Annotated in this window: 25 protein-coding genes; 8 read left to right on the top strand and 17 right to left on the bottom strand. The window is 72.3% G+C overall.

Translation table 11 applies throughout. The annotated features are described in order from the left end of the window. Positions 1 to 141: 141 nt before the first annotated feature. The 7 genes from AOM05_RS12830 to ndk all read right to left on the bottom strand — a co-directional run bounded on the left by AOM05_RS12830 (position 142) and on the right by ndk (position 8324). Positions 142 to 480, bottom strand: a complete 339-nt coding sequence (locus AOM05_RS12830; RefSeq protein ID WP_042215355.1) for a P-II family nitrogen regulator — start codon at positions 478 to 480, stop codon at positions 142 to 144. Next, positions 480 to 1760, bottom strand: coding sequence for an ammonium transporter (locus AOM05_RS12825; protein ID WP_062522864.1), 1281 nt, complete (start codon positions 1758 to 1760; stop codon positions 480 to 482). The genes AOM05_RS12830 and AOM05_RS12825 overlap by 1 nt, the downstream gene beginning before the upstream one ends. Before the next feature lie 205 nt (positions 1761 to 1965). Beyond that, complete coding sequence (ftsY, locus tag AOM05_RS12820) at positions 1966 to 3102, bottom strand: signal recognition particle-docking protein FtsY (RefSeq protein ID WP_156165187.1); 1137 nt, start codon at positions 3100 to 3102, stop codon at positions 1966 to 1968. Positions 3103 to 3185: 83 nt separating this feature from the next. After that, on the bottom strand, positions 3186 to 3458 hold the full coding sequence (locus AOM05_RS12815; protein ID WP_156165186.1) for a hypothetical protein: 273 nt from the start codon (positions 3456 to 3458) through the stop codon (positions 3186 to 3188). A gap of 161 nt (positions 3459 to 3619) precedes the next feature. Further along, a complete protein-coding gene (smc, locus tag AOM05_RS12810) occupies positions 3620 to 7198 on the bottom strand; it encodes a chromosome segregation protein SMC (protein WP_062522860.1) in 3579 nt (1192 codons plus the stop codon). Positions 7199 to 7276: 78 nt separating this feature from the next. After that, complete coding sequence (locus AOM05_RS12805; protein WP_062522858.1) at positions 7277 to 7870, bottom strand: TIGR00645 family protein; 594 nt, start codon at positions 7868 to 7870, stop codon at positions 7277 to 7279. 34 nt (positions 7871 to 7904) lie between these two features. After that, a complete protein-coding gene (gene ndk / locus AOM05_RS12800; protein WP_062522856.1) occupies positions 7905 to 8324 on the bottom strand; it encodes a nucleoside-diphosphate kinase in 420 nt (139 codons plus the stop codon). Positions 8325 to 8386: 62 nt separating this feature from the next. On the opposite strand from ndk, the gene AOM05_RS12795 reads away from it, so the two are divergent. Further along, positions 8387 to 8896 carry an adenine phosphoribosyltransferase gene (locus AOM05_RS12795; protein ID WP_062522854.1) on the top strand — a complete coding sequence of 170 codons (510 nt, stop codon included), beginning with the start codon at positions 8387 to 8389 and terminating at the stop codon, positions 8894 to 8896. A 28-nt stretch (positions 8897 to 8924) separates the two neighbouring features. On the opposite strand, the gene AOM05_RS12790 is transcribed toward AOM05_RS12795, so the two are convergent. The 4 genes from AOM05_RS12790 to AOM05_RS12775 form a co-directional block, all read right to left on the bottom strand. Continuing rightward, on the bottom strand, positions 8925 to 9374 hold the full coding sequence (locus AOM05_RS12790; protein ID WP_156165185.1) for a hypothetical protein: 450 nt from the start codon (positions 9372 to 9374) through the stop codon (positions 8925 to 8927). Further along, complete coding sequence (locus AOM05_RS12785) at positions 9371 to 9793, bottom strand: DUF4233 domain-containing protein (RefSeq protein ID WP_062522850.1); 423 nt, start codon at positions 9791 to 9793, stop codon at positions 9371 to 9373. Before AOM05_RS12785 ends, AOM05_RS12790 begins: the two co-directional genes overlap by 4 nt. Then, on the bottom strand, positions 9790 to 11205 hold the full coding sequence (locus AOM05_RS12780; RefSeq protein ID WP_062522848.1) for a bifunctional folylpolyglutamate synthase/dihydrofolate synthase: 1416 nt from the start codon (positions 11203 to 11205) through the stop codon (positions 9790 to 9792). Before AOM05_RS12780 ends, AOM05_RS12785 begins: the two co-directional genes overlap by 4 nt. A 70-nt stretch (positions 11206 to 11275) precedes the next feature. Next, positions 11276 to 12739, bottom strand: a complete 1464-nt coding sequence (locus AOM05_RS12775; protein ID WP_169746760.1) for a bifunctional folylpolyglutamate synthase/dihydrofolate synthase — start codon at positions 12737 to 12739, stop codon at positions 11276 to 11278. Positions 12740 to 13083: 344 nt separating this feature from the next. Here AOM05_RS12775 and AOM05_RS14665 point away from each other — a divergent pair, with 344 nt between their 5' ends. Next, positions 13084 to 13749 (top strand): DUF2510 domain-containing protein, encoded by a 666-nt coding sequence (locus AOM05_RS14665; protein ID WP_062522846.1) that lies wholly within the window; start codon positions 13084 to 13086, stop codon positions 13747 to 13749. Here AOM05_RS14665 and cysM read toward each other — a convergent pair. Then, positions 13739 to 14659: a cysteine synthase CysM gene (cysM, locus tag AOM05_RS12765; protein WP_062522844.1), complete on the bottom strand. Its 921-nt coding sequence runs from the start codon at positions 14657 to 14659 to the stop codon at positions 13739 to 13741. The genes AOM05_RS14665 and cysM overlap by 11 nt on opposite strands. A 75-nt stretch (positions 14660 to 14734) precedes the next feature. Here cysM and AOM05_RS12760 point away from each other — a divergent pair, with 75 nt between their 5' ends. Continuing rightward, a complete protein-coding gene (locus tag AOM05_RS12760) occupies positions 14735 to 15625 on the top strand; it encodes an aminotransferase class IV (RefSeq protein WP_062522842.1) in 891 nt (296 codons plus the stop codon). 125 nt (positions 15626 to 15750) lie between these two features. On the opposite strand, the gene AOM05_RS12755 is transcribed toward AOM05_RS12760, so the two are convergent. Beyond that, positions 15751 to 16575: a sulfurtransferase gene (locus tag AOM05_RS12755; protein ID WP_062522840.1), complete on the bottom strand. Its 825-nt coding sequence runs from the start codon at positions 16573 to 16575 to the stop codon at positions 15751 to 15753. Between the two features lie 127 nt (positions 16576 to 16702). Next, positions 16703 to 19930, bottom strand: coding sequence for an isoleucine--tRNA ligase (gene ileS / locus AOM05_RS12750; protein WP_062522838.1), 3228 nt, complete (start codon positions 19928 to 19930; stop codon positions 16703 to 16705). A gap of 347 nt (positions 19931 to 20277) precedes the next feature. On the opposite strand from ileS, the gene AOM05_RS12745 reads away from it, so the two are divergent. From AOM05_RS12745 to AOM05_RS12725, 5 genes are all read left to right on the top strand, one after another. Further along, positions 20278 to 20613, top strand: a complete 336-nt coding sequence (locus tag AOM05_RS12745) for a YciI family protein (RefSeq protein ID WP_062522836.1) — start codon at positions 20278 to 20280, stop codon at positions 20611 to 20613. A 113-nt stretch (positions 20614 to 20726) separates the two neighbouring features. Further along, complete coding sequence (locus tag AOM05_RS12740) at positions 20727 to 21101, top strand: VOC family protein (RefSeq protein WP_062522834.1); 375 nt, start codon at positions 20727 to 20729, stop codon at positions 21099 to 21101. 19 nt (positions 21102 to 21120) lie between these two features. Further along, on the top strand, positions 21121 to 21522 hold the full coding sequence (locus AOM05_RS12735; RefSeq protein WP_062522832.1) for a VOC family protein: 402 nt from the start codon (positions 21121 to 21123) through the stop codon (positions 21520 to 21522). A 34-nt stretch (positions 21523 to 21556) separates the two neighbouring features. After that, entirely contained in the window at positions 21557 to 23194 is a 1638-nt protein-coding gene (locus tag AOM05_RS12730) for a DUF885 domain-containing protein (protein WP_062522831.1), read from the top strand. A 97-nt stretch (positions 23195 to 23291) separates the two neighbouring features. Then, the gene (locus tag AOM05_RS12725) at positions 23292 to 24461 is read left to right on the top strand and encodes a PQQ-dependent sugar dehydrogenase (RefSeq protein WP_082097525.1); all 1170 of its coding nucleotides are present in this window, start codon (positions 23292 to 23294) and stop codon (positions 24459 to 24461) included. A 152-nt stretch (positions 24462 to 24613) separates the two neighbouring features. On the opposite strand, the gene AOM05_RS12720 is transcribed toward AOM05_RS12725, so the two are convergent. The 3 genes from AOM05_RS12720 to AOM05_RS12710 all read right to left on the bottom strand — a co-directional run bounded on the left by AOM05_RS12720 (position 24614) and on the right by AOM05_RS12710 (position 26443). Continuing rightward, the gene (locus AOM05_RS12720; RefSeq protein ID WP_062522829.1) at positions 24614 to 24982 is read right to left on the bottom strand and encodes a DUF952 domain-containing protein; all 369 of its coding nucleotides are present in this window, start codon (positions 24980 to 24982) and stop codon (positions 24614 to 24616) included. A 53-nt stretch (positions 24983 to 25035) separates the two neighbouring features. Beyond that, complete coding sequence (locus AOM05_RS12715; RefSeq protein ID WP_062522827.1) at positions 25036 to 25581, bottom strand: hypothetical protein; 546 nt, start codon at positions 25579 to 25581, stop codon at positions 25036 to 25038. Positions 25582 to 25858: 277 nt separating this feature from the next. Next, positions 25859 to 26443, bottom strand: a complete 585-nt coding sequence (locus AOM05_RS12710) for a DUF6318 family protein (protein ID WP_156165184.1) — start codon at positions 26441 to 26443, stop codon at positions 25859 to 25861. Between the last annotated feature and the right edge of the window lie 60 nt (positions 26444 to 26503).

The following is a 26503-nucleotide window of genomic DNA, read 5'->3' as shown; positions in this document are numbered from 1 at the left end:
GCTCTCGGCCCCCCAGGCCGCTGTGCGCGAGCTCCTCGGCCCGCTCTCTCCTCAGACGCTTGAGGTCCCGCACCCCACGGGGGTGCGGGACCTCAGCGCGGGAGCCTTCACGGCTCTCCATGTGTCTGGCGGTCTCCCTGCTTAGAGGGCGTCCGCGCCGTGCTCGCCGGTGCGGACCCGGGCCACGTCGTCCACCGGGACGACCCAGACCTTGCCGTCACCGATCTTGCCGGTCTGCGCGGCCGAGACGATCGCCTCGGTCACGGTCGCGGCGTCGGCGTCGTCCACGAGGACCTCGAGACGCGTCTTGGGGACCAGGTCCACCGTGTACTCCGCACCGCGGTAGACCTCGGTGTGGCCCTTCTGGCGGCCGTAGCCGGCAGCCTCGGACACGGTGACGCCCTTGACGCCCGCGGCCTCGAGGGCCGCACGGACCTCGTCGACGCGGTGGGGCTGGATGATTGCGGTGACCAGCTTCATTACTTCGCCTCCTCGTAAGCGGTCTCGCCGTGCTCGGCGAGGTCGATACCCGACACCTCGACATCCTCGCTGACGCGCAGACCCACGGTCGCCTTGATGGCGAGACCGATGAGGTAGGTCACCACGAAGGAGAACACCACGGCGATGAGCGCGACCACGGTCTGCGTGACCAGCTGGGTCACACCACCACCGTAGAACAGGCCGTTCATCGGCGAGAGCTCCTCGCCCGCACCGGCCCACGTGGTGCCCTCGTCGAGGTTCGCGAAGAGGCCGATGAGGATGGTGCCGACGAGGCCGCCGACCAGGTGGACGCCCACGACGTCGAGCGAGTCGTCGTAGCCGAACTTGTACTTGAGGCCCACGGCGAGCGCGCAGAGCACACCGGCGATGAAGCCGATCGCGATGGCGCCCCAGCTGTCGACCGACGCGGCGGCCGGCGTGATGGCGACCAGACCGGCGACGACACCGGAGGCGGCACCCAGCGAGGTGGGCTTGCCGTCGCGGATCTTCTCCACGAGCAGCCAGCCGAGGATCGCGACGGCCGGGGCCACCACGGTGTTGAGGAACGCACGGCCGGCGGTCGCGTCGGCAGCGAACTCGGAACCGGCGTTGAAGCCGAACCAGCCGAACCACAGGACGGCGGCACCGAGCATGACGAACGGCAGGTTGTGCGGCTTGAACGGCTCCTTGCCGAAGCCCTTGCGGGTGCCCAGCAGCAGCGCGAGGGCGAGACCGGCGGCACCGGCGTTGATGTGGACCACGGTTCCACCGGCGAAGTCGATCGGCGACGAGCTGGTGAGCGGGCTGTCCCACCCGAGGATGCCGCCGCCCCAGACCGCGTGAGCGACCGGGAAGTAGACGATGGTGACCCACACCGCGACGAAGATGCTCCAGGCGAGGAACTTCATGCGGTCGGCGACCGAGCCCGAGATGAGGGCGACGGTGATGATCGCGAAGGTGGCCTGGAAGCCTGCCATGACGATGAACGGCACACCCGAGCCTGCGGCGAGCGACGAGTCGTCAGACACGCCGTTGAGGCCGAAGAACCCGGACGGGTTGCCGATGAGGTCGCCACTGCCGAAGGTGAGGCCGTAGCCGTAGAGCACCCAGATGACAGCGACGATGGCCATGCTGATGAAGCTCATCATCATCATGTTGAGCACGGACTTCGCGCGGACCATGCCTCCGTAGAAGAACGCCAGAGCGGGCGTCATCAGGAGGACAAGAGCGGTCGCAACGATCATCCACGCGGTATTGCCGGAGTCCAGCGTGAATTCCATTGTTTCTCTCCCTCCGCTGACCCCTTGGCCAGCGATGGGCCCAATCTTCCGGACGTCTGTTACCCCTGGACGACCCCCATGTTTCGGGACGGTTACATCGGGCGCGCTCAGGTAAAAGGTAGGTTGCACAGACGCACGAAACGGAACGATGCGCGCGCGCCGCGCGTACCCGACGCACGTTTCGCGCGCGTCCCGCGGGTACGGGTCAGTCGCCCAGCAGGGAGTCGACGAAGCCCTCGGGGTCGAACGGCGCGAGGTCGTCGGCGCCCTCGCCGAGACCGACGAACTTCACCGGCACGCCCAGCTCGCGCTGCACCGCGAGCACGATCCCGCCCTTCGCGGTGCCATCGAGCTTGGTGAGCACGATCCCGGTGAGGGGCGCCACCTGCCCGAACACGCGGGCCTGGGTGAGGCCGTTCTGGCCGGTGGTGGCGTCGAGCACCAGCAGCACCTCCTTGGGGGCGCTCACCTTCGACACGACGCGGACGATCTTCCCGAGCTCGTCCATGAGCCCCTGCTTGTTCTGCAGGCGGCCGGCGGTGTCGACCAGCAGCACCTCGGCGGCGTCCGCGCGGGCGCGGTCGGCGGCCTCGTACGCGACGGACGCCGGGTCCGCGCCGTCGACGTGGGCGCGCACCACGGGCACTCCCACGCGCGAGCCCCAGGTCTCGAGCTGGTCGGCGGCGGCCGCGCGGAACGTGTCCGCCGCGCCCAGGACCACGGTGCGGTCCTCCGCGACCAGGACGCGCGCGAGCTTGCCCACCGTGGTGGTCTTGCCCACGCCGTTCACGCCCACCACGATCGCGCTGTGGAGCTCGCCGTCGCCGGCGGCGCCGAGCGCGAGGGACCGGTCGAGCGCCGGGTCCACCACGTCGAGCAGGGCCGCACGGAGCAGCTCCCTGGGGTTGCCGTCGGGCTCCGCCTTGAGGCGGGTGCGCAGGTCCTCGAGGAGCGCGTCGGTCGCGCCGGCGCCCACGTCGGCCATGAGGAGGGTCTCCTCGAGCTCGTCCCAGTCGTCCTCGGTGAGCGAGCCGCGGCGGAAGATCGCGAGCAGGTTCTGGCCGAACGTCGCGCCCACGCGGCGGCGCAGGCGGCCGAAGCGGTGGTCGACGGCCTCGGGCGTCTCGACCGAGGGCGTCTCGATGGCGGGCGCCGTCTCCTCGACGGGGGCGGGCGCCTCCGGCGCCTCCACCTCGCCCGCGGCCTCCTCGACCGGGGCGGGGGCCGCGACCGGCGCATCGTCCCGTCGCGGGGGCGCCTCGCGCGGAGGCGCCTGGCGCGCCTTGCCGAGCACCGCGGCGCCCACGCCGCCAAGCACCACGAGCCCCGCGACGATCGCCACGAGGAGGTCACTGTCACCTGGGATCCATGCAACGTCCACGGGCACAGTCTGTCAGGTCGGGGCGCGCCTCGCGGCGCGCGGGGTCACGCGCGGTGGCGGACGGGCGCCGGGGCGGCCTTGGCCGTCACCGTCGGCAGGGAGGCCGTCTCGCGGCCCAGCTCGCCCACGACGTCGAGGGTCGCGTCGGGGCGGTCGACCTCGTCGAACAGGTGCTCGCGCACGGGCCGCCGCTCCTCGACGCCGAGCGCCAGCCGCACCAGGCGGCGCCCACGACCCTCGCTCGCGAAGGCCGCGACGAAGACGATCGCGGCGATGAGGCCGCCGACCACCAGGGTCTGCATCATGTAGCTGAACATCCACCGCTCCCCACGCCGAGGCCGCTCCGGCCTCGGGCATCCTCGCCCGGCATCGCGCACCGGACAAGCCCCGACAATTGGGGGCATACGCCCCGCATGGAGAACGTGCCGGGCCCGGGGATGTTCCCGCGACGGCCAGGATCGGCGGTCTGCCAGGCCCCTCAGGCGGCGTCGTCGTCGCGCAGGCGCTGGCTGATGACCGTGGTGACGCCGTCGCCGCGCATGGTGACGCCGTAGAGGGCGTCGGCGATCTCCATGGTGCGCTTCTGGTGCGTGATGACGATCAGCTGCGAGTCCTCCTGGAGCTCGCGGAAGATCTCGAGCAGGCGGCCCAGGTTGACGTCGTCGAGGGCGGCCTCGACCTCGTCCATCACGTAGAACGGGCTGGGGCGGGCCTTGAAGATCGACACGAGCAGCGCGACCGCGGTGAGCGAGCGCTCGCCGCCGGACAGGAGCGAGAGGCGCTTGACCTTCTTGCCCGCGGGCCGGGCCTCGACCTCGATGCCGGTGGTGAGCATGTGCTCGGGGTCGGTGAGCACCAGGCGGCCCTCGCCGCCGGGGAACAGCCGCGGGAACACGCGGTCGAACTGCGCGGCGGTGTCCGCGAACGCCTCCGCGAAGATCACCTCGACGCGCTCGTCGATCTCCTTGACGATGGTGAGGAGGTCCTCGCGCGAGCGCTTGATGTCCGCCAGCTGGTCGGTGAGGAACTTGTGGCGCTCCTCGAGCGCGGCGAACTCCTCGAGCGCGAGCGGGTTGACGCGGCCCAGCTGGTTCATCGCGCGCTCGGCCTTGCGCAGGCGCGCCTCCTGCTGCTGGCGGACGTAGGGCACGGTCGCGGGCTCCGCGTCCTCGTCCTCGCCGTCCTCGCGCGCGGGCGCCTCGGAATCGACCACGGGCACGCCCAGGTGCGGGCCGAACTCCTCGACCAGCCGGTCGGGGTCCATGCCCAGGTCGTCGACCGCGCGCTGGCGCAGCTGCTCGAGGCGGACGTTCTGCTGGGCGCGGGCGACCTCGTCGCGGTGCGCGTCGTCGGTGAGTCGGGCGTGCTCGGTCGAGAGCTCGTCGACGCTGCGGCGCACCTCCGCGAGCCGGCCCGTGCGCTCGGCGCGCTCGGCCTCGACGGCCGCGCGCGCATCGTCCGCCTGCTGGACGGAGACGTCGATCAGCGCGATCGCATCGCGGCTGCCCGCGATGACCTCGCGCGCGGCCTGCGCCTGACGCTCGCGGCGTGCGGCGGCGGCCTCCGCTCGGACGCGGGCCTCGCGCTCCGCGACGGCGGCCCTCTCCAGGCTCTCGGCGCGGGCCGCGAGGGCACGGGCACGCTCCTCGGCGGTGCGCAGCGCGAGGCGGGCCTCGGTCTCCTTGGCGCGCGCGGTGCGGGCGTCGGCCTCGTCGTCGTCGCGGCGCTCCTGCGCCGCGCGCGTATCCGCCTCGAACTGCTCGGGCTCGGCCTGCGCGGCGGCCAGGCGGTCGGTGAGGCTCGCGAGCTCGTCCTCGTCGGCCTTCATGCGGCCGTGGGCCTGCTCGAGCTGCTCGGTGAAGCGCTCGGCCTCGGCCTTGGCGCCGCGGGCCTGCGCGCCCAGGCGGCCCAACTTCTCGGCGGCGGCGGCCATCCGGGCGTCGGCCTCGGTGAGGCGCGCGAGGGTGCGCTCGTGGTGGCCGCGGGTCTCGGACTCGGTCTCCTCCGCCGCGCGCAGGCGCTGCTCGGTCTGCTCGACGCGGGTCGCGGCGGCGTCGCGCTTCTCGCGGGCGTCGTCGAACGCGGCCTGGACGTGGAGCACGCTCGGGGCGTCGCCCGCGCCGCCGGAGGCGTTGCGGCTGCCCAGCAGGTCGCCGCGGCGGGTGACGGCGACCACGTCGCGGTGCGCGGCGACCAGCGCGCGGGCGGCGGCGAGGTCCTCGACCACGGCGACGCCGGACACGAACGCGCGGACGGTGTCGACGATCCCGGCGGGGCCGGACACCAGCGTGGAGGCCCACGCGGCACCCTCGGGCAGCGCGACGTCGGGGTTCTCGGGGGACGCGGTCGCGTCCGCGACCATGAACCAGGAGCGGCCCGCGTCCTCGTCGCGCAGCCAGCGGATCGCGTCGACGGCGTCCTCGACCGTGCCCACGGCAAGCGCGTCGGCGAGCCCGCCGAGCGCGGCGGCGATCGCGTCCTCCGCGCCGGGCGCGATCTCGATCAGCGAGGCAACCGAGCCGGTCACGGCGCGGGTCCCGCTCGCGAGCAGCGCGCCGGCGCCGTCCTTGCGCACCAGCGACAGCTCGAGGGCCTCGCCGCGGGCGGCCCAGGTGTCACGCTCGCGCATCGCCGTGTGGAGGGCGTCCTTGAGCTCGGAGACGGCGGCCTTCGCGGCCTCCCACGCCTCGGTCGCGGACTCGTGCTGGACGTCGAGGTCCTCCTCCCCCGGGTCCACCGTGGCGACGGAGGTCTCGACGTGCTGGAACTCGACGTTGGCCTCGTGGGCGCGTTTCTCCGCGGCCGCGAGCTGCTCCTGGAGGCGGCCGATCTCGGCCTCCGTGGACTCGACGCGCGAGCGCTTCGCGGCGACCTGGCCCGCGAGGCGGGCCACGCCCTCGCGGCGGTCGGCCACGGACCTCAGCAGGTTGGCGTGGTGGCGGTCGGACTGGAAGGCCGCCTCCTCGGCGTCCTTGCGCGCCTCGATGGCGGCCTCGAGCTCCTCGGCCGCGGCGGCCACCTCCGCGTCGAGCTCCTTACGGGCCGCCTGCGCGCGCTCCACCTGCTCGTCGAGGTCCACCAGGTCGGTGGGAGGCGCGTCGCTGTGGGCGGTGCCCAGCATCCGCACCCGCTCCTCCGCGAGAGTGGAGAGGTTGCGCAGCCGCTCGCGGATCGCGCTCAGCCGGTAGTACGTGTCGTTCGCCTTGGTGAGGGCGGGCGCGGCCTCCGCGGAGAGGCGCTCGAGCTCGGCAAGGGTCGCGCGCGCCTCCGCGAGCGCCTTCTCGACGGCGTCGCGACGCTCGAGCAGCGCCGACTCGTCGGCCTTGTCCTGCGACATGGACTCGGTGAGGGTCGCGATGTCGTCCGCGAGCAGCCGCGAGCGAGCGTCGCGCACGTCCACCTGGATGCGCTGCGCCTGGCGGGCGACCTCGGCCTGCTTGCCCAGCGGGCCCAGCTGGCGGCGGATCTCCGCCGTGAGGTCCTGCACGCGCGTGAGGTTGGCCTGCATCGAGTCGAGCTTGCGCAGCGCCTTGTCCTTGCGGCGGCGGTGCTTGAGGATGCCGGCGGCCTCCTCGATGAAGTGGCGGCGGTCCTCAGGCGTCGCGCGGAGCACCGCGTCGAGCTGGCCCTGGCCCACGATCACGTGCATCTCGCGCCCGAGGCCCGAGTCGGACAGCAGGTCCTGGATGTCGAGCAGGCGGCACGCGGACCCGTTGATCGCGTACTCCGAGCCGCCGCTGCGGAACAGCGTGCGGCTGATGGTCACCTCGGTGTAGTCGATCGGCAGCGCGCCGTCGGTGTTGTCGATGGTGAGGGACACCTCGGCGCGGCCCAAGGGCGCGCGGCCGGACGTGCCGGCGAAGATGACGTCCGCCATCTGCCCGCCGCGCAGCGTCTTCGCGCCCTGCTCGCCCATCACCCACGCGAGGGCGTCCACCACGTTGGACTTGCCCGAGCCGTTCGGCCCCACCACGCACGTGACGCCGGGCTCGAACTCGAGGGTGGTCGCCGACGCGAAGCTCTTGAAGCCGCGCAGCGTCAGCGTCTTGAGATGCATGGCTGGCAGTGTAGGGGAACCCCTCGCCCGCCCGACGGAGGCGCGAGGCCCGCCCGCGCATCGTCCCTCGGCAGGCCCCTACGGGGTGATGCGGTCCAGCTCCGCGTCCTCGACATCGTCGTGCCGCGAGTGCGCGTCGGCGAGAAGCACCTGGCGCTTCGCGCCCCAGTAGTCCATCAGCGCGAACAGCACGCCGGACAGCACGAACGTGAAGTGGAGGCCGATCCGCCAGGCGATGGCCTCGTAGTCGTCGGCCGTGCCGCCCTTCTCGATGGCGACGAAGTCCTTGAGCAGCAGGATCGCGGAGATCGCGACCAGCGAGCCGATGAGCTTCATCTTGAGGCCGGAGAAGTCGACGTGGCCCATCCACGAGGGCTGGTCCTCGGACGCGTGGGCGACGTGCATGCGCGACACGAAGTTCTCGTAGCCCGCGAAGATCACGATGATGATGAGGTTGCCCACCAGCGCGATGTCGATGAGCGACAGGATCGCGACCGTGATCTGGTCCGCCTCCATGCGCAGCGCCTCGCCCGACAGCAGGTGCCACAGCTCCTGGAAGAACTTGGCGAGCACCACCAGCAGGCCGCCCAGCAGGCCCACGTACATGGGCGCGAGCAGCCAGCGGCTCGCGAACAGCGTCTTCTCGAGCCCGTGCTCGACCGTGTCGCGCATCATCCCTCCCCGGATGTCCGCCTGGCGTGCCGGCCTAGAGGCCGGGGAACCAGATCCCGATCTCGCGCTCGGCGGACTCGGGCGCGTCCGAGCCGTGCACGATGTTGTGGATCACCGGCAGGTCCCACTGGCGCGCGAGGTCGCCGCGGATCGAGCCGGGCGCCGCGGTGGTGGGGTCGGTGGGGCCGGCGAGGGTGCGGAAGCCCTCGATGACGCGCTCGCCCTCGGCGACCACCGCGAGGACGGGGCCGGACAGCATGAACTCGACCAGGGGGTCGTAGAACGGCTTGCCCACGTGCTCGGCGTAGTGCTCGGCGAGCAGCTCGGGGGTGGCCTTGCGCAGCTCGACGGCCGCGAGCGTGTAGCCCTTGGCCTCGACGCGGCGCAGGACCTCGCCCGCGAGGCCGCGCTTGACGCCGTCGGGCTTGACCAGGATGAGGGTGCGTTCACTCATGGTGGGGAGCCTAGCGGGCCGCGGGCGCGGGCAGCCCGCGCGCACCATGCCAGGATGGTGCCGTGATCACGATCGACGACTTCGACACGTATCCCGACTTCCCCATCGAGGGGATCCTCTTCTACGACATCGCGCCCATCCTCGCGAGCCCCGAGCGCTTCCGCGAGGCCTGCATCCAGTTGATGCCCCCGACCGGCGCCCCGGTCGACGTGGTGGCGGGCGTGGACGCGCGCGGCTTCATCTTCGCGCCCGTGGTGGCGCAGACCCTCGACGTGGGCATGACGATGGTGCGCAAGAAGGGCAAGATGCCCGGCGTCGACCTGCTCGAGTCCTCCGCGGAGATCGAGTACGGCGCGCGCGACCTCGCGGTGAGCGCCGGCTCGGTGGAGGGCAAGCACGTCCTGGTGATCGACGACGTCCTCGCGACGGGCGGCACCGCCCGCGCGGTCGCGGAGATGCTCGAGCGCGGCGGCGCGGCGTCGGTGCGCTTCAGCTTCCTCATCGAGATCGGCGAACTGCCCGGGCGCGACGCCCTCCACGGCTACGACGTCAGCTCCGTGGTGGTCGTCTAGCGGGGACGATGCGGCGGCTGAGGGCCGTTCAGCGGTTCCGGTAGCCGCCGGACCAGCGCACGGCGAGCAGGACGAGCGGCACCAGCACGAGGGCCGCGAAGGACACCTCGAACGCCACGAAGCCCTGGCTGATGGTCATGGGCAGCGGGTCGAGCGAGCGCAGGTAGCCGGCGTGCACCGCGATGCCGGTCACCAGGATCGCGCCGGAGACCACGATGATCCCCACGAGGAACCACGGCGGCAGCTGCCGGGTCTCCGGGTGCTCGTGGAGGAACCTTCCCCACCGGTTGAGCGCGTAGAACACCGCGACGTTCACCAGCAGCAGGCCCGCGAACAGCAGCGCGTACACGCCGGCCGAGGGCCGGCCGAGGCCCGCGAACGCGTACAGCGACGCGTGCTCGAGCTGCCAGAACACCAGGGTGAGGCCGAGCACGCCGAGCGCCGCAGCGCCGCCCATGCGCCAGAGGAACCGCTTCACGCGGGCTCGCCGCCGGACGCGGGCTCCGACGAAGCCCCCGCTGCCTCCGCGGCGGCGTCGCGCTCGGCCCGCTCGCGGTCGATCCGCGTGCCGAGCCGCACGCCCACGATCCAGGTGAGCAGGAAGCACGCGCCGATGATCGCGATGGTGGGCTCGATGAACCCGGCGACCAGCATGGGCACCTGGAGCGCCCAGCCGAGCCAGCGGCCCCACGGCTTGGCCTGCTGGCCCGCCGCGTAGCCGAAGGCCACCACGAGCCCGAGGCCGCCGCCCCACAGGAGCGCGCCGGGCAGCGAGACCTCGCCCGCGCGGTCGAGGCCCCACAGGACCAGCACCGCGAACAGCGCGGCGAACGCCTGCAGCGCGAGGACGGCCTGGCAGAAGATCAGCGCCGCGGAGCGCTGGGGACGCGCGCTCACCGGGCGCGTCCCTGGCCCTTGCGGCGGTCCGCGCCGGTGAGGATGCGGGTCTCCGCGACCAGCGTGATGGAGCCGACCACCAGCACGCCCGCGCCCAGGTCGTTGTCGCGCTCCGCGCGCTGGACGGCGGCGTCGATCGCGTCGGGCACGGAGCCTGTCGCGGTGACGCGGTCCTCGCCGAACACCTCGATCGCGAGCCGCTCGAGCTCCTCGACCGGGATCGCGCGCGGCGACGGGGACGCCGTCACCACGACGTGCGCGAGCGCGGGCTCGAGCGCCGCGAGGATGCCCTCGGCGTCCTTGTCGCTGAGGATGCCCACCACGCCCACGAGCGTCTCGAACGCGAACGACTCCTCGAGCGCGTCGACCATCGCGTCGATGCCGTGCGGGTTGTGCGCCGCGTCGACCAGGATGAGCGGCGACGTGCGGACCGCCTCGAGGCGGCCGGGCGAGCTCACGTGCGCGAAGCCCGCCTCGACGGCCTCGGCCGTGAGCGCGACGGGCTCGCCGCCGGAGGCGAGCAGGAGCTCGACCGCCGTGAGCGCGAGCAGCGCGTTGTGCGCCTGGTGCGCGCCGTACAGCGGCACGAAGATCTCGGCGTACGTCGCGGCGGGCGTGCGCAGGGTGACCAGCTGGCCGCCCACGCCGGGCTGGCGGTCGAGCACCTCGAGCTGGGCGCCCTCGGCGCCCTCCTCGGCCTCCCAGTAGCCGCGCGCCCCGCGCTCGGCGAGCGCGCTCTCGAGCACGGGCACCACGGCGTCGGACTGGAGCGCGATCACGGTCGCGGCGCCGTCCTTGATGATGGCGGACTTCTCCGCCGCGATGTCGACCACGGAGTCGCCCAGCCACTGCTGGTGGTCCAGGCCGATCGGCGTGATGACGGACACCTCGCCGTCGACCACGTTGGTGGCGTCCCACACGCCGCCCATGCCCACCTCGACGATCGCCACGTCGACGGGCGCGTCCGCGAAGGCCGCGAGGGCGAGCACGGTGAGCACCTCGAAGAAGCTCATCCGGGGGCCGCCGGACTCGAGCGAGCGCGCGTCGACCATGTGGATGATGGGCGCGACGTCGAGCCACAGGCGCACGAAGTCCTCGGACCCGATGGGCTCGCCGTCGATCTGGATGCGCTCGCGCACGCTGGTGAGGTGCGGCGAGGTGAACAGCCCGGTGCGCAGGCCCAGCTCGCGCACCAGCGACTCGGTCATCCGTGCGGTCGAGGTCTTGCCGTTGGTGCCGGTGAGGTGCACCACGCGGTAGGACTGCTGAGGGCTGCCCAGGAGGTCGCACGCGTCGCGGACGCGGTCGATCGTGGGTTCGAAGTCGTGCTCGGGGTTGCGGGAGACGATGTGCGCGTAGATCTCGCGCTCGGCCTCCTCGAGGCTGAGGCCGCCGAGGTCAAGGTCGGTCATGTCCCAAGTCTGTCACGCCGGGGGCGAGGGACGATGCGGCGGCGACCGCCGCATCGTCCCTCCTGACCGCTCAGGCCGGGACGGCGCCCTGCTCCCCCGCGTCCTCGGCGGGGCGGGGGGCCTCCTCGGCCGCGGCGACGACGGTACGGGCGTCGACGGTGACGGGCATGTGGGTGGCCTGGAGGTGGCGGCGCGCCTCGGCGACGAGGGTGATGGAGCCGGCGACCAGCACGCCGGCCTCGCCCTCGGCCTCGGTCGCGAGGGCGGTCGCCATCTGGACGGCGTCGGGCACGGACGCGGCGACGCGGACGCGGTCGGAGCCGAAGATGAGGCGGGCGCGCTCGGCGAGCACCTCCGCCTCGGCGGCGCGGTGCGAGCGGGTCTGCGTGATGACCACCTCGTCGATGAGCGGCGCGAGGCCCGTGAGGATGCCCTCGGCGTCCTTGTCGGCGAGCACCGCGACCACGCCGATGAGGCGGTCGAAGGCGAACGTCTCGCGGAGCGTGTCGGCGAGCGCGGCGATCCCGTGCGGGTTGTGCGCGGCGTCGACGATGACGGTGGGCTCGGCGGAGACCACCTCCATGCGGCCGGGCGACGTGGCGCCGGCGAAGCCGCGGGCGACGGCGGGCAGGCTGAGCGCGCGCGGGACGCCCGAGCCCATGAACGCCTCGCATGCGGCGAGCGCGATGAGGGCGTTCTGGGCCTGGAACTCGCCGTGCAGCGGCACGAACACGTCGACGTAGTTGCGCGCGGCGGTGCGGAGGGTGACCACCTGGCCGCCGGGGACCACGCGGCGGGTCGCGACCGACATGTGCGCGCCCTCCCAGAACACGGAGGCCTGACGCTGCGCGGCGGCGGCGACGATGATCTGCGCCGCCTCGTCCTTCTGCAGCGCGCTCACCACGGTGGCGCCGGGCTTGATGATGCCGGACTTCTCGTGCGCGACGCCGGGCAGGCCGCCCACGAAGTACTTGTCGTGGTCGCGGGCCATGGGCGTGAGGACGGCGACCCGGCCGTCGGCGACGTTGGTCGCGTCGCGCAGGCCGCCGATGCCGACCTCGAGCACGAGCGCGTCCACGCCGGCGTCCGCGTAGGCGACGAACCCGAGGACCGTGAGGACCTCGAAGAAGCTCATGCGGGGGCCGCCGCGCTGGATCGATGCCTGGTCGACCGCGTGGATCGCGGGCGAGACCTGCTGCCACAGGCGCACCAGCGCGTCCTGCGCGAGGGGGGCGCCGTCGATCATGATCCGCTCGCGCAGGGTGGTGAGGTGCGGCGAGGTGAACAGGCCGGTGCTGAGGCCGTGGGCGCGCAGCAGCGACTCGATCATGCGGCTGGTCGAGGTCTTCCCGTTGGTGCCGGTGACATGGATGATGTCGAGCGAACGGTGGGGGTCGCCGAGCAGCGAGAGCGCCTGCGTGACGCGCAGGAGCTTGGCCTCATGGTCGGCCTCGGGGGTGCGGGCGAAGATGTGCGCGTCGATCTCGCGCTCGGCCTCGGAGAGGCTCAGTTCCGGGAAGACATCCGTTGTCACGAGGGTCAATTGTGCGGCACGTTCCGGGGTGCTCGTGACACGTTTTCGGAGGTGTTCCCGTGAGCCCCGTCACATGCGGGGATAGCAGGCATTTCACATGCCGGGCGGGGACCTCGCCGGGGTGTCCGCGACACGCCGGCCGTCGACACGCCGCGCCGGGTCCGAGAGCGCTCTCCCGCGCGGGGACGCGCGGCGGCCCGCGCCGCCCTTTCCCCACCAATCGGCCATTCCGTCACGTACCAGGCGACACGCACTTTTCCGTACGTGTGAGATATCCCCGTGACACGCATCGTCACTCGCTGTATGTTGTCCCGACGGTTGCCGCACATGCTGAGGGGGATTGCGTGACCGAGTCGATGAAGCCTGCGCGCGTCCAGCCGGTCCCCGGCTGGTACGTCGACCCGCTTGACGCGGGGGTGATGCGCTACTGGGACGGGACGGGCTGGACCGCGCACGCGCGCCCGGTGGAAACGGAGCCCGAGCCCGCACCCGCCCAGCGCCACCGCCTGGGCCTGGCCGCCGTGCTCGGCGTCCTCGCGTCCACGCTGCTGCTGGGCATCGCGCTGGTCACCATCGCGGCGATCGCGCAGACGGACCGCATGAATGACCCCGAGCAGAACGACCCGGGTTCCCTGGCGTCGCCGTCCGCGCAGGCCGCGACGGAGGGCGCGCGCGACGGCGCGAAGGCGCTCGCCTCGCGGGCCCGCATCGACCTCGACGCGCTCGGCGTGACCATCGTCGCGGCGCTGGTCGAGGACCCCGAAGCCGCGGTCGAGGTGGCCGAGGTCGCCGGCGACTACCTGGTCCTCACCGACGGCACCCCGTACGCGACCATCCCCGCGTCCGAGGGCGTCGAGCTCGGCGGCTACGTCGCGGGCGGCGCGGACGCGTTCTGCGTGTGGGTGTCCACGCCGGCGAGCGGGCGCACGGCCCACTGGTCGCCGCTGGACGTGCCCGGTCCGGCCGGGTTCGTGAACCGCTCGGGGGACTGCGCGGCCGTCACCGGGTGACGGGGGCGTCCGCCTCGAACAGCGTGGTCGACAGGTAGCGGTCCCCGCGGTCGCACGCGATGAACACCACGGTCGCGGTCGGGTCCTCGGCGGCGATCTCGAGGGCCACCGCCGCCGCTCCCCCGCTGCTCATCCCCACCAGCAGTCCTTCGCGGCGGGCCAGCGCGCGCGTGGTCTCGACCGCGGCCTCCTGCGTGACGGTGCGCACCTCGGCTATGTGGGTGGGGTCGAACACCGCGGGCAGGTACTCGGGCGACCACGCCCGGATGCCGGGGATCGCGGCACCCGGCGCGGGCTGCACGCCGATCACCTTGACGTGAGGCGCCAGCGCGTGGAGCGCGCGCGACAGCCCGGTGACCGTGCCGGTGGTGCCCATCGAGGACACCACGTGCGTCACGGTGCCTCGGGTCTGCTCCCAGATCTCGGGTCCGGTGCCCCGCTCGTGCGCGATGGGGTTGGCGGGGTTGGCGAACTGGTCCAGCCGGATGGCGCCGGTGTCGAGGGCGATCTGCTCGGCCACGTCGCGGGCCAACTCCATGCCGCCCTCGCGGTGCGTCTCCACCACCTCCGCGCCGTACGCCGTCATCGACAGCGAACGCTCCCGCGACGACCCCTCCGGCATCACCAGGATCATCCGGTAGCCCTTGACGGCGGCCGCCGCGGCGAGCGCGATGCCGGTGTTGCCGCTGGTCGCCTCGACCAGCGTGGAGCCGGGCGCGATGCGGCCGTCGCGCTCCGCGGCGTCGATCATCGAGAACGCCGGGCGGTCCTTGACCGACCCGGCCGGGTTGTCGCCCTCGAGCTTCGCGAGCACCATGCCCGAGCCCGGCGCGGGGAGCCGCTGGAGCCGCACCACCGGGGTGTGTCCCACCAGGTCGGCGATGGTCGGGGGCGTGTACGGCGCGGTCATGACCCCATGATGCCCGCCCCACGCCCTCCCGCGCCCGCGCGGCGTGGGCGCGCTACGGTGAACACGGAGGTAGCCATGCCCGCTCTCGTCCTGTGCGGCGGCCCCGCGGCCGGCCAGCCCGGCACCGGCAGCCGCCTGCTCGACCCGTCCACCCCGATCGCCACCGCCACGGATGCCGGCCTGCAGCGCGGCGACGGCGTCTTCGAGACCGTCGGCGTCCACCACGGCCGGATGCACGACCTGGAGCCGCACCTCGAGCGCCTCGCGCAGTCCGCCGCGATGCTCGAGCTGCCCGCACCGGACCTGGGGTGCCTGCGCGACGCGATCGTGCTCGCGGTGCGCGCCCTGCTCGAGCAGGAGGCGACCACTCCCCCGACCGCGCTCGCCAAGGTCATCTACACGCGCGGTCCCGAGCACGGCCCCGGCGCGGGACGGCCCACCGGGTTCGTGTACGCGGACGTGTTCCCCGACGTCACCCGCCAGCGCACCGAGGGCGTGAGCGTCATGACGCTCTCCCGCGGCTACGCGCGCGGCGTGGGCGAGGGGGCGCCGTGGCTGCTCGCCGGCGCCAAGACGCTGTCCTACGCCGTCAACATGGCCGCCGAGCGCCACGCGAAGGTCCGCGGCTTCGAGGACGCGATCCTCACCACCACCGACGGCTACGTGCTCGAGGCCCCACGCGCGAGCGTCCTGGTCCGGGTGGACGATGCGGTGGTCACCCCCGCCGCCGAGGGCGGGCTTCTCCACGGCACGGCGCAGCGCGCGGCGTTCGCGTCGCTCGAGGCGCGCGGTTTCGCGTGCGCGTACCGGGACGTCACCGTGGCGGAGCTCGAGGCGGCGGAGCAGGTGTGGCTCACCGACTCAGTGCAGCTGCTGCGGCCGGTGCGCGCGCTCGACGGGCGCGCGCTGACCGTGGACCGCGAGCTCACCGACGGGATCAACGCGGACCTGCTCGCGACGCCCTGACCCGCGTGCACCTATCCACGCGGATGTGGCACTGATCCACCACAACGCCCGATGTGAACGTACACATGCGCGCGCGGGAGCAGCGTGGGCGCGAGTGGCGTGGAGAGGTGCTCGGGGGCGCGGGGTCAGGCTCCCGTCGCGACCTCGCGGCCCTGGTTGGCCCACTCCGACCACGAGCCCGGGTACAGCGCCGCCCGCACGCCCGCGATCTCGAGCGCCGCGATCTGGTGCGCGGCGGTCACGCCCGAGCCGCAGTACACGGCCACGTCGGCATCCGCGGTCACGCCCAGCCCCGCGAAGCGCTCCTCGAGCTCCGCACCGGACAGGAACAGTCCCGAGGCCGCGACGTTCTCGCTGGTAGGCGCGTTGATCGCGCCGGGGATGTGGCCGGCGACGGGGTCCATCGGCTCGACCTCGCCCCGGAACCTCTCCCCCGCCCGCGCGTCGAGAAGGAGGCCGTGCGCGGGCCAGGCCGCCGCATCGTCCGCCTCGATCACGGGCATCCCGCCCCAGCCGAGCGTCGCGCTCCCTGGTGCCGGGGTCACCTCGCCGGTCTCGACCGGCAGGCCCGCGAGCACCCACGCCGCGTAGCCGCCGTCGAGGATCCGGACCTCGACGCCCGCGTGCCGCAGCAGCCACCACGCGCGCGCGGCGCCGAAGCCGTGGCCCGCGTCGTAGACCGCCACGGAGTCGCCGTCCTCGAGGCCCCACCGTCGCGCGGCGGCCTCGAACGCCTCCCGCGACGGCAGCGGGTGCCGGCCGCGCACCGGGTCGCCGATGTCCGCGAGCTCGGTGTCGAGGTCCACGTACACCGCGCCCGGGAGGTGGCCCGCGGCGTGCTCGGCGAGGCTGTTCGGCTGCGCGAGCGACCAGCGCACGTCGAGCAGTCGCGGCGGGGTGGACGATGCGCGGGCCGCGTCGAGCGCGGCGGAGGAGATGAGCACGGGCATGGGTTCCTCCTCAACTCGATTCGCTGCGCACGGTTCGAGATCCGACACCCCGACCGATCGAGGCGGACTGCCTGCGATCGCCGGGGTGTCGCGCGCGAAACCGTGCGGAGCGAATTCTCGGGGGTGGTCAGGCCTTGGCCACCCCGATGGACTGGTCGCCCTCGGTCACGTGAAGCTCGACCGCGAGCACCTCGCCCGAGATCAGCTCGCGGTGGGTCGCCACGGCCTCCAGGCGCGAGCTTGGCACGGTGAGCGTGAGCACGATCCTGTCGGACACGTTGAGGCCCGCGGACTTGCGCTCGTCCTGGATGGCGCGGATGAGGTCGCGCGCGAAGCCCTCGGCCTCGAGCTCGGGCGTGATGTCCGTGTGCAGCAGCACGAACCCGCCGCCGGGCAGCACCGCCGCCGTGACGTCCGCGGACCCGATCACGGTCTCGAGCTCGTACTCGCCCTCGACCAGCGCGATGCCGCCGGAGACCACCTGGCCCGACGCGTCCGACCAGTCGCCGGTCTTGGAGCCCTTGATGGCGGCCTGGACGTCCTTGCCGATGCGCGGTCCGGCCGCACGCGCGTTGACCGTGAGGCGACGCTCGACGGGGTTCGCCTCGGTGAACGCCTCCACGGTGACCAGCGAGACGGCCTTGACGTTGAGCTCCGACGCGATCAGGCCCGCGTACTCCTCGAGCGCGGCGGGCGCGGCCACGGCCACCTCGAGCGAGGTGAGCGGCTGGCGCACGCGGATCTGGCGTGCCTTGCGCAGGGCATGCGCCGAGGACACCACCTCGCGCACCTGGTCCATCACGCCGCCGAGCGACGAGTCGGCCCAGGCGGCGGGCGCGACCGGGTAGTCGGTGAGGTGCACCGACCGCTCGCCGGTGAGGCCGCGGTAGATCTCCTCGGAGATCAGCGGCAGCAGCGGCGCCGCGAGACGCGTGAGCGTCACCAGCACCGTGTAGAGCGTGTCGAACGCGTCCTGGTCCTCGTCCCAGAAGCGGTCGCGCTGCGTGCGGACGTACCAGTTGGTGAGCAGGTCCATGTAGACGCGCAGCGACTCGGACGCGCCCGGCACGTCGAACGCCTCCATCTGCGCGGTGACCTCGGTCACCAGGTCCGCCGTCTTGGCCAGCACGTACCTGTCCATCACGGGCAGCGAGGCGACCCGCGCATCGTCCACCTCCACGCCCAGGACCCCGGTGCCGCCCTGCGCGGCCCCCGCGTACAGCGTGAAGAAGTAGTACGTGGACCACAGCGGCAGCAGCACCTGGCGGACGCCCTCGCGGATGCCCTCCTCGGTGACGATGAGGTTGCCGCCGCGCAGGATCGGCGAGGACATGAGGAACCAGCGCATCGCGTCGGAGCCGTCGCGGTGGAACACCTCGTTGACGTCCGGGTAGTTGCGCAGCGACTTCGACATCTTGCGGCCGTCGGAGCCGAGAACGATGCCGTGCGAGACGCACGTCTTGAACGCCGGGCGGTCGAACAGCGCCGTCGCGAGGACGTGCATGACGTAGAACCAGCCGCGGGTCTGGCCGATGTACTCGACGATGAAGTCCGCCGGGTTGTGCCCGTCGAACCAGTCGCGGTTCTCGAACGGGTAGTGCACCTGCGCGAACGGCATCGAGCCGGAGTCGAACCACACGTCGAACACGTCGGGGATGCGGCGCATGGTGGCCTTGCCGGACGGGTCGTCCGGGTTGGGGCGGGTGAGGTCGTCGATGAAGGGACGATGCAGGTTCGGCTCTCCCCGCTCGTCCAGCGGGACGCGGCCGAAGTCGCGCTCGAGCTCCTCGAGCGAGCCGTAGACGTCGGTGCGCGGGAACGCCGGGTCGTCGGAGACCCACACGGGGATGGGCGTGCCGAAGTAGCGGTTGCGCGAGATCGACCAGTCGCGCGCACCCTCGAGCCACTTGCCGAACTGGCCGTGCTTGATGTGCTCGGGGACCCAGGTGATGTCCTCGTTGAGCTCGACCATGCGGTCGCGGAACTGCGTCACGCCGATGAACCACGAGCCCACTGCGCGGTAGATCAGCGGGTTGCGGCAGCGCCAGCAGTGCGGGTAGCTGTGGTCGTACGTCTCGTGGCGGAGGACGATGCCCGCCTCCTTGAGGTCCGCGATCACCAGCGGGTTCGCGTCGAAGACCTGCTGGCCCTCGTAGCGCGGGAACTCGGAGGTGAAGCGGCCCTTCGAGTCGATCGGGATGACGGGCTCGATGCCTGCCTCCTGGCAGGCGATCATGTCGTCCTCACCGAAGGCGGGCGCCAGGTGGACGATGCCGGTGCCGTCCTCGGTCGACACGTAGTCGGCGGTGAGGACCTGGTGGACGTTGTCGCGGTCCGCGTACGTGTCGAACGGCGCCTGGTAGCGGCGGCCGGCGAGGTCGCGGCCCAGCACGGTGCCGACGATCTGGGCGTGCTCGGGAGCGGGGACCTCGCCCTCGGGCGCGAGCGCGCCCAGCTCGCGGGCGTACGCGCCCACGCGAGCCTTGGCCAGCACGATGCGCGAGCCGGCGAACGCGGACTCCGAGCCGGGCTCGACCACGGCGTACTCGATCTCGGGGCCCACCGCGGCGGCCAGGTTCGAGGGCAGCGTCCACGGCGTGGTGGTCCACACGATGAGGTTCTCGCCGGACGGGCGGCCGAACTCGTCGAGCAGCGGGAACAGCACGGTGAGCGCGGGGTCCTGGCGCATCGCGTAGACGTCGTCGTCCATGCGGAGCTCGTGGTTGGACAGCGGGGTCTCGTCGCGCCAGCAGTACGGCAGCACGCGGAAGCCCTCGTACGCGAGGCCCTTGTCGTACAGCGACTTGAAGGCCCAGATGACGGACTCCATGAAGGTGACGTCGAGCGTCTTGTAGTCGTTCTCGAAGTCCACCCAGCGGGCCTGACGGGTGACGTACTGCTCCCACTCCTTGGTGTACTTCAGCACCGACTGCTGGCATGCGTCGTTGAACGCCGCGATGCCCATCTCCTCGATCTGCGACTTGTCGGTGATGCCCAGCACGCGCTCGGCCTCGAGCTCCGCGGGCAGGCCGTGGGTGTCCCACCCGAAGCGGCGCTCGACGCGCTTGCCGCGCATGGTCTCGAAGCGCGGCACCACGTCCTTGGCGTAGCCGGTGAGCAGGTGGCCGTAGTGCGGCAGGCCGTTGGCGAACGGAGGGCCGTCGTAGAAGACGAACTCGTTGTTGCCGTCCTCGGTCCGCGCGGGACGGTTGTCGATCGACGCCTGGAACGTCCTGTCCGCCTCCCAGTACGCGAGCACGTCCGTCTCGATGGACGGGAGGTGCGGCGACGGCGGCACCTCGGCGTGCGTGTCGCGGTCGGAGCTGCGGTGAAGGGGATAGCGCGCGGCGGTCATGCGGTCCTCTGCGGTGGTCCAGTGTCTCGACTGCGAGGACGCCCCGCCCCGAGGGACGATGCGCGGTACCACCCCGCTTGCCGCTCACCCGGGTGGGTGGACGACCGCTCGTAGTCGCTGTGACGGGCTGCCCGTGCGGTTCTACTGGGGCCGAGACCTGTTCTTCCGCAAGCTCACCGGTGATGGCCGGGTCGACGCTGCTGCGTGCCAGTGTACCGGGGCCTCCCCCGGACGGGCACCCTCCCGGCCGCCGCCGGCGACCCGACCGCCCGACCTGCGCCCCGCATCGTCCCGGCGCAGACTGGAAGCGACGCCGGCGACGAGGCCGAGCGGAGACGGAGCGGACCATGCCCAAGTACGTGTTCATCTATCACGCGCCCCCGATGCCGGCGGATGCCGAGCCGCCCGAGCCCGAGCAGGTCCAGGAGATGATGGACGCCTGGTACGGGTGGGCGAGGAGCGTGGGCGACGGGATGATCGACCTCGGCACGCCGCTCGCGGGAGGGGTCCGCGTGACGCCCGACGGGGTCGCGATGTCGGATCTCCAGGTCGCCGGCTACTCGATCCTCGAGGCTGACAACCGGGACGCCGCGGTCGCGCTCGCGCAGTCGCATCCGCACCTCGGGATGGGCGACGGCTGCCTCATCGAGGTGCACGAGGCGGAGCCGCTGCCCGGCAGCTGACGGCGTCCTCGCCGCCGCCCAGCGGACGCGTGCGGGCGGGCGCACACTGAGATGTGCGGCGCTGCGCAGCGCGCCCGGCGCCGCGCGTCTCCCCAGGCGCGCCGGAGGCCATCATGCTCAAGGACAACGTCGCGACCGCGTGCTTCTCCACGGACTCGATCGCGAAGACCAAGGAGTTCTACGTCGACACGCTCGGCATCCCGATCTTCATGGAGCAGGAGGACACAGTGGTCCTCCAGTTCGCGGACGGCACGCGCGTGCTGATCTACCTCAAGGAGGACCACGTCCCCGCCGCGCACACCGTGCTGGTGCTGTCGGGCAAGGACGTCGCGGCCGAGGTCGCGGAGCTCAAGGCGAAGGGCATCACGTTCGCCGACCTGCCCTACACCGATGCGGACGGGATCGCTCGCGAGGAGAACATGCCGCCCACCGCGTGGTTCCAGGATCCGGCGGGCAACTGGATCGCCGTCGGCGAGATGCCGGCCTGAGGGCGAGGGGCGCACCAGCATGCTGAGCGACGCGACCACCTTCGCCAGCTTCTCGACCGACTCGGTGGAGAAGGCCCGCGACTTCTACGGCGACACCCTGGGCCTCGACGTGAGGTTCTACGACGACGAGGGCATGGGACCCATGCTGCGCCTCATGTACCCCGGCGGCGGCTCGACGCTGGTCTACGAGAAGGCCGACCACGCGCCCGCCTCGCACACGGTCCTCAACTTCGCGGTCGACGACTTCGAGTCGACCGTCGAGCAGCTCAAGGGCAAGGGCGTGAGGTTCGAGCGGCTCGAGTGGACCGACGAGGACGGGATCGCGCGCGACCCCGAGGGTCGCATGCCGCTGACCGCATGGTTCCGCGATCCCGCCGAGAACTGGATCTGCCTGATGGAGGCCGACGGCGCCGACGAGTGACCATCCAGGGACGATGCGCGGGTAGCGTCGGACCATGACCGACCTGACCGCGCTCGCCGACGAGTACTACGCCTACGCGATGTCCCTCAGCCCGCTCGACCTCATGTGGGACGGGCGGCTCGAGCACCTCGCCGAGTGGAACGACGTGTCCGTGGAGGGTCGCGCCGCCGCCCACGAGCGGCTCGTGGGCTTCGCGCGCGCCGCCGAGGCGATCGACGTGGGCGACGACCTGCAGGCGCTCGCGCTGCGCGACTCGGTCGCATCGCATGCGCGCTCCGCGGCGCTGCACCTCGCGTGGGAGCCCGAGCTGCTCCACCTCAACCCCACCATGGGCGCGTGGGAGAACGTGCTGTCCTTCATCGACGCGTTCCCCCTGCGCACCGCCGCGCACGGCGAGGACTACCTCACCAAGCTGCGCCGCCTCCCCCGCTTCCTCGACGACCTCATGGACGTCGCGGAGGACGCCGCCGCCGAGGGCCGGGTCGCGCTCGAGCGCCACCTGCTCGACACGGCCCGCTCCGCGGAGGGCTACCTGCGCGACGCGCATGCCGGCGACGACCGCCTGCTCGCGCAGGCACCCCCGAGCGAGATGGACGATGCGGGGCGTGCGGGCTGGGTCGCGGCACGTGATCGCGTGGTCGCCGAGGCGGTGCACCCGGGCGTGGCGCGCTTCGCGGACCGGCTCCGGTCCCTCGCGGACCGCGGCCTGCCGGACTCCACGCCCGGGCTGGTGCACCTCGCGGGCGGCGCCGCCGTGTACCGCGACCGCATGTGGGCGCACCTGCAGCTCGACATCACTCCCGAGGAGGTCCACCAGCTCGGGCTCGACACCGTCGCGCGTCTCGAGGACGAGTACCGGTCCATCGCGGGTCCGCTGCTCGGGACGGAGGACATCGCGGAGATCTACGCGCGGCTGCGGGACGACGAGGCCCTGCGCTACACGCGCGCCGAGGACGTGATCCGCGACGCCGAGGCGGCACTGGCGAACGCCGAGGAGGCGGCGCCCGCGTGGTTCGCCCGGCTGCCGCGGTCGCGCTGCGTGGGCCACGCGACCGACTTCGGGGCGATGGCGTACTACTCGGCACCCGTGCCCGAGACGGGCAAGGAGGGCGACTTCTTCTTCAAGACCTCCGACCCGCACGCCTGGGCGACCTACGAGCTCGAGGCGATCGCGTACCACGAGGCCGTCCCCGGCCACCATCTGCAGTGCGCGCTCCACGCCGAGGACGAGTCGCTGCACCGCGTGCAGCGCGAGTTCGGCTCGACCGCGTACGGCGAGGGCTGGGGGCTCTACACCGAGCGCCACGCGGACGAGATGGGCCTGTACACGTCCGAGCTGTCGCGCGTGGGGATGCTCAGCGCGGACTCGCTGCGCGCGTGCCGCCTGGTGGTCGACACCGGCATCCACGCGCTCGGCTGGAGCCGCGACCAGGCCATCGACTACTGCCTCGCGCACTCGCCGCTGGACCGCCACCACGTGGAGCAGGAGGTCGACCGCTACATCGGGCTCCCCGGCCAGGCGCTCGCCTACATGGTGGGGCGGCTCGAGATCCTCGCGATCCGCGCGGAGGCGGAGCGCCGGCCTGGCTTCGACATCCGGGAGTTCCACAGCGCGGTGCTCGGCTACGGGGCGGTGCCCCTCGCGACCCTGCGACGGCTCGTGCTCGGGTGACCCGCGCATCGTCCCGCCGTACCCCCCGGGGTAGGCACATTGTTATGAGAGTGTCAACTTTTACAACCTCGTGAGGCGTGCCTAATCTGGTGCGGTTATGTCGTTCCGCCCTCGCATCGCCGCGCTCGCCTGCCTGATCCCGCTCACGCTGTCCGCGTGCTCGTCCACCTCGGACGGCGAGCCGAGCGCAAGCGCCTCCAGGATCGTGTCCGGCACCACGCCCACCACGTCCGCGGTCCCCGTCGCGCCCACCGAGATCGGCGGCTCGGCGACCGCCGAGGTGACCTCGCAGGAGGTGGTCGCGACCGGGCTCGACGTGCCGTGGGCGATCGAGCCGATGGCCGACGGGTCACTGCTGGTCTCCGAGCGCGACACCGCGGTGATCAAGCGCGTGCGCGCGGGCGTGGCGACCACGCTGAACGGCCCCGGCGCGGAGGCCCTGCGCGGCACGGTCGCGGCCAAGGGCGAGGGCGGCCTGCTGGGCATCGCGGTGCTCGCGGGCGACACCCCGTACGTGTACGCGTACGTGACGCGCGCCAAGGACAACGCGGTGCTGCGGATGCAGCTCACCGGCGACCTGCTGGGCCAGCCGACCGCGATCATCGAGGGCATCCCGAAGGCGAAGAACCACGACGGCGGACGCATCGAGTTCGGACCGGACGGCTACCTGTATGTGGCGACCGGCGACGCCGGCCAGCCGGAGAAGGCGCGCCAGACCGGGTCGCTCGCGGGCAAGATCCTGCGCGTGGTCGCCACCGGCGGCAAGAAGGACGGCCGGCCCGCGCCCGAGAACCCGTGGGGCAACCGCGCGTGGTCGATGGGCCACCGCAACGTCGAGGGCCTCGCGTTCGTGGCGGACGGGCGGCTGTATGCCAGCGAGTTCGGCCAGGACGCGTGGGACGAGCTCAACCTGATCGTGGGCGGTCGCGACTACGGCTGGCCCGAGTCCGAGGGCAACGACGGGCTGCCCCTGGACGGCGTCACCGCACCCGTCGAGACGTGGGCGCCTGCGGAGGCGTCGCCGTCAGGCCTGGCCGCCACGCACGAGGCGCTGTACATGGCGTCGCTGCGCGGCGAACGCCTGTGGCGCATCCCGCTCACCGCGGACGGCACGGGCGAGCCCGAGGTCATCCTCGACGGGGTGGGCCGCATCCGCGACGTGGCGATCGGCGTGGACGGCAGCCTCTATGTCGCGACGAACAACACCGACGGCCGCGGCGAGCCGCGCGAGGGCGACGACAGGATCCTCAAGATCACCGTCGGGTGAGGTGGGGGCTTGTGCGCCTGTTCCTGTCCGCGCCCCGGTACTGCGCGGCTCTCGCCCGATCAATTTGATACGCCGGAGCAGATCTGCGGCCAGACTTCTGCTCTGCCCTATCAACCCAGCGCACGGCTCCGGCGCCCGCTCCGTGCCGAGCCTCAGATCGGATCCGGCAGCTGTCCAGAGAAGTCGTGGCGGCCATCGGGCCCGAACGGGACCGGCGTCGCGCTGACGATCGCTTCCCGAGGGATCGGGCCGTACAGGTGCGGGAACGCGTCGCCCACCTCGGGCACCTCCTCGAACTCGACCCGGGCGCGCACCTTCGCGGGGTCGATGCGCAGCAGCACGGCGTTGCGGCCGCCGTAGAACGCGTCGGCGACGCCCTGCACCTGGCGGGCGAGGCTCAGGTGGATGAACCCCTCCTGTTCGAGCGTGCGTCCGATGGTCGACACCGTGTACGGCTCCGTGGCGGTGGGGTCCCATTCCTCGGCGAGCGCGAGGTGGTAGACGTGGGGGATCTCGAGCATGGTCCCAGCGTGGCACTGCTGGGTCACGGTCGCCGGTCGGCGGCCCCGCGAGTTCAGCCGAGCGGACCGTCGACCAGTACGGCCCGCGGGTGCAACACCTCGAGCGCGACGCCGGGCGATGTGGTCGCGATGGTGGTGTCGAACGGGCTCCACGTCCCGCCGCCCGCGCGCCACTCCCCCGACCACGTGGTGGTGAGCGTCACCGTCGCGGAGTCGAGAGATCGGCCGTAGGCATGCGTGACCGTGGCGTTGGGGTATGGCGCACCCGGGTCATCGGTGGTGGTCTCGTTGCCATCGCCCCAGGTCCAGGTGTAGTTCGCGGGCGTCGCGCGGATCTCCACGTCCGCGCCGAGCAGGATCGCGTTGTGGAACCGCTGCGAGTCGTCGGCGATGGCGATGGTCGGGACGGTGGCGTACACGACCCCGGTGTCCGGCTGAAGCCGCATGTCGCTGGGCTCGGGCCGCAACTGGGTCCATTCGCGCTCGATGAGGGCGAACAGATCCGCCTCGCTCGGGCAGGTGTACCAGGTGGCAACGGCCCACGCGGTCCACGTGCCGTCGATGAGCTCGCGCCACCACATCGGGAAGAGCGGCGTCATGCCTGCCTCGCACTCCGGAACCTCTCCCGCCGCGAGCGGCGAGCACGTCTCGGTCTCGGCGGTCTGCGGCGTGCGCCCTGCGCAAGCCGGAGTGCGGAGCCATTCGATCGTGCGGCCACTCGAAGTGGACGTGATGCCGCCGGACGAGCCACTACTACCAGCCCTGTCCAGCACGTCTTCGATTCGAAACTTGTTGCCGGCCACGTGACTCTCGGGGGTCGTGTCGGGCGGTCCGCCGGACGTGGCGGCGAGCCCCAGTGCCACGGCCGCAAGCACGCTATGCATCCCGCACCACTACCTCGGATACACGCCACCCGCCATCGCCCAGCACCAACACAAGTCCGAACGTCAGTTCCCGTCGCGGCTCGGTGGGCTGGCTCTTGCCGTCGGGACTCACAAGGCTGGACGAGCGCACCACGCCATCCATGCTCACAACAGCCTGCTCACGGCTCTCGAGGTTCCCCTGAAGCGACCGGTCGACAACGACGATCTCGCCGCCCTCGAAGGTCCACCCTTCGTCCCGAATCTGAACCGCGTTCGCCAAAGCGTTCTCGCAGTACTCGCACCCCTCAGCCGACAATGCCTCCCAGACCCGCGTGTCCCCAGTCTGGAACATCGGCGCGTACTGCTCGAGGAAGAACGCCGCTGTCACCATGGCGCCGATCGCGTCGGTACGGTCCGCCCCCTCGGGCAACATCGCGAGCAGTTCGTCGTCGGAGAGCGCAGTCGGCGTGGGCGAAGGTGTGGAGGAAGGCGAGGGCGACTCCACCGCGACCACGGTCGGCGAGTCGGTCACGATCGGCTCAGCGTCCGCCGTGCACCCGGCGACCAGCCCGCACAGGACAGCGCCGATCACCGTCACGAGCGCCCCGCGCGCCACCCGCCCCCCTTGGATGCACCGCATGAACCGAAGATAACGGAC

It is taken from the genome of Demequina silvatica, from assembly GCF_000971215.1.
Taxonomy (GTDB): Bacteria; Actinomycetota; Actinomycetes; order Actinomycetales; family Demequinaceae; genus Demequina; species Demequina silvatica.
The sequence above is the reverse complement of the archived record's forward strand: the minus strand, read 5'-3'. Positions and strand labels throughout refer to the sequence as shown.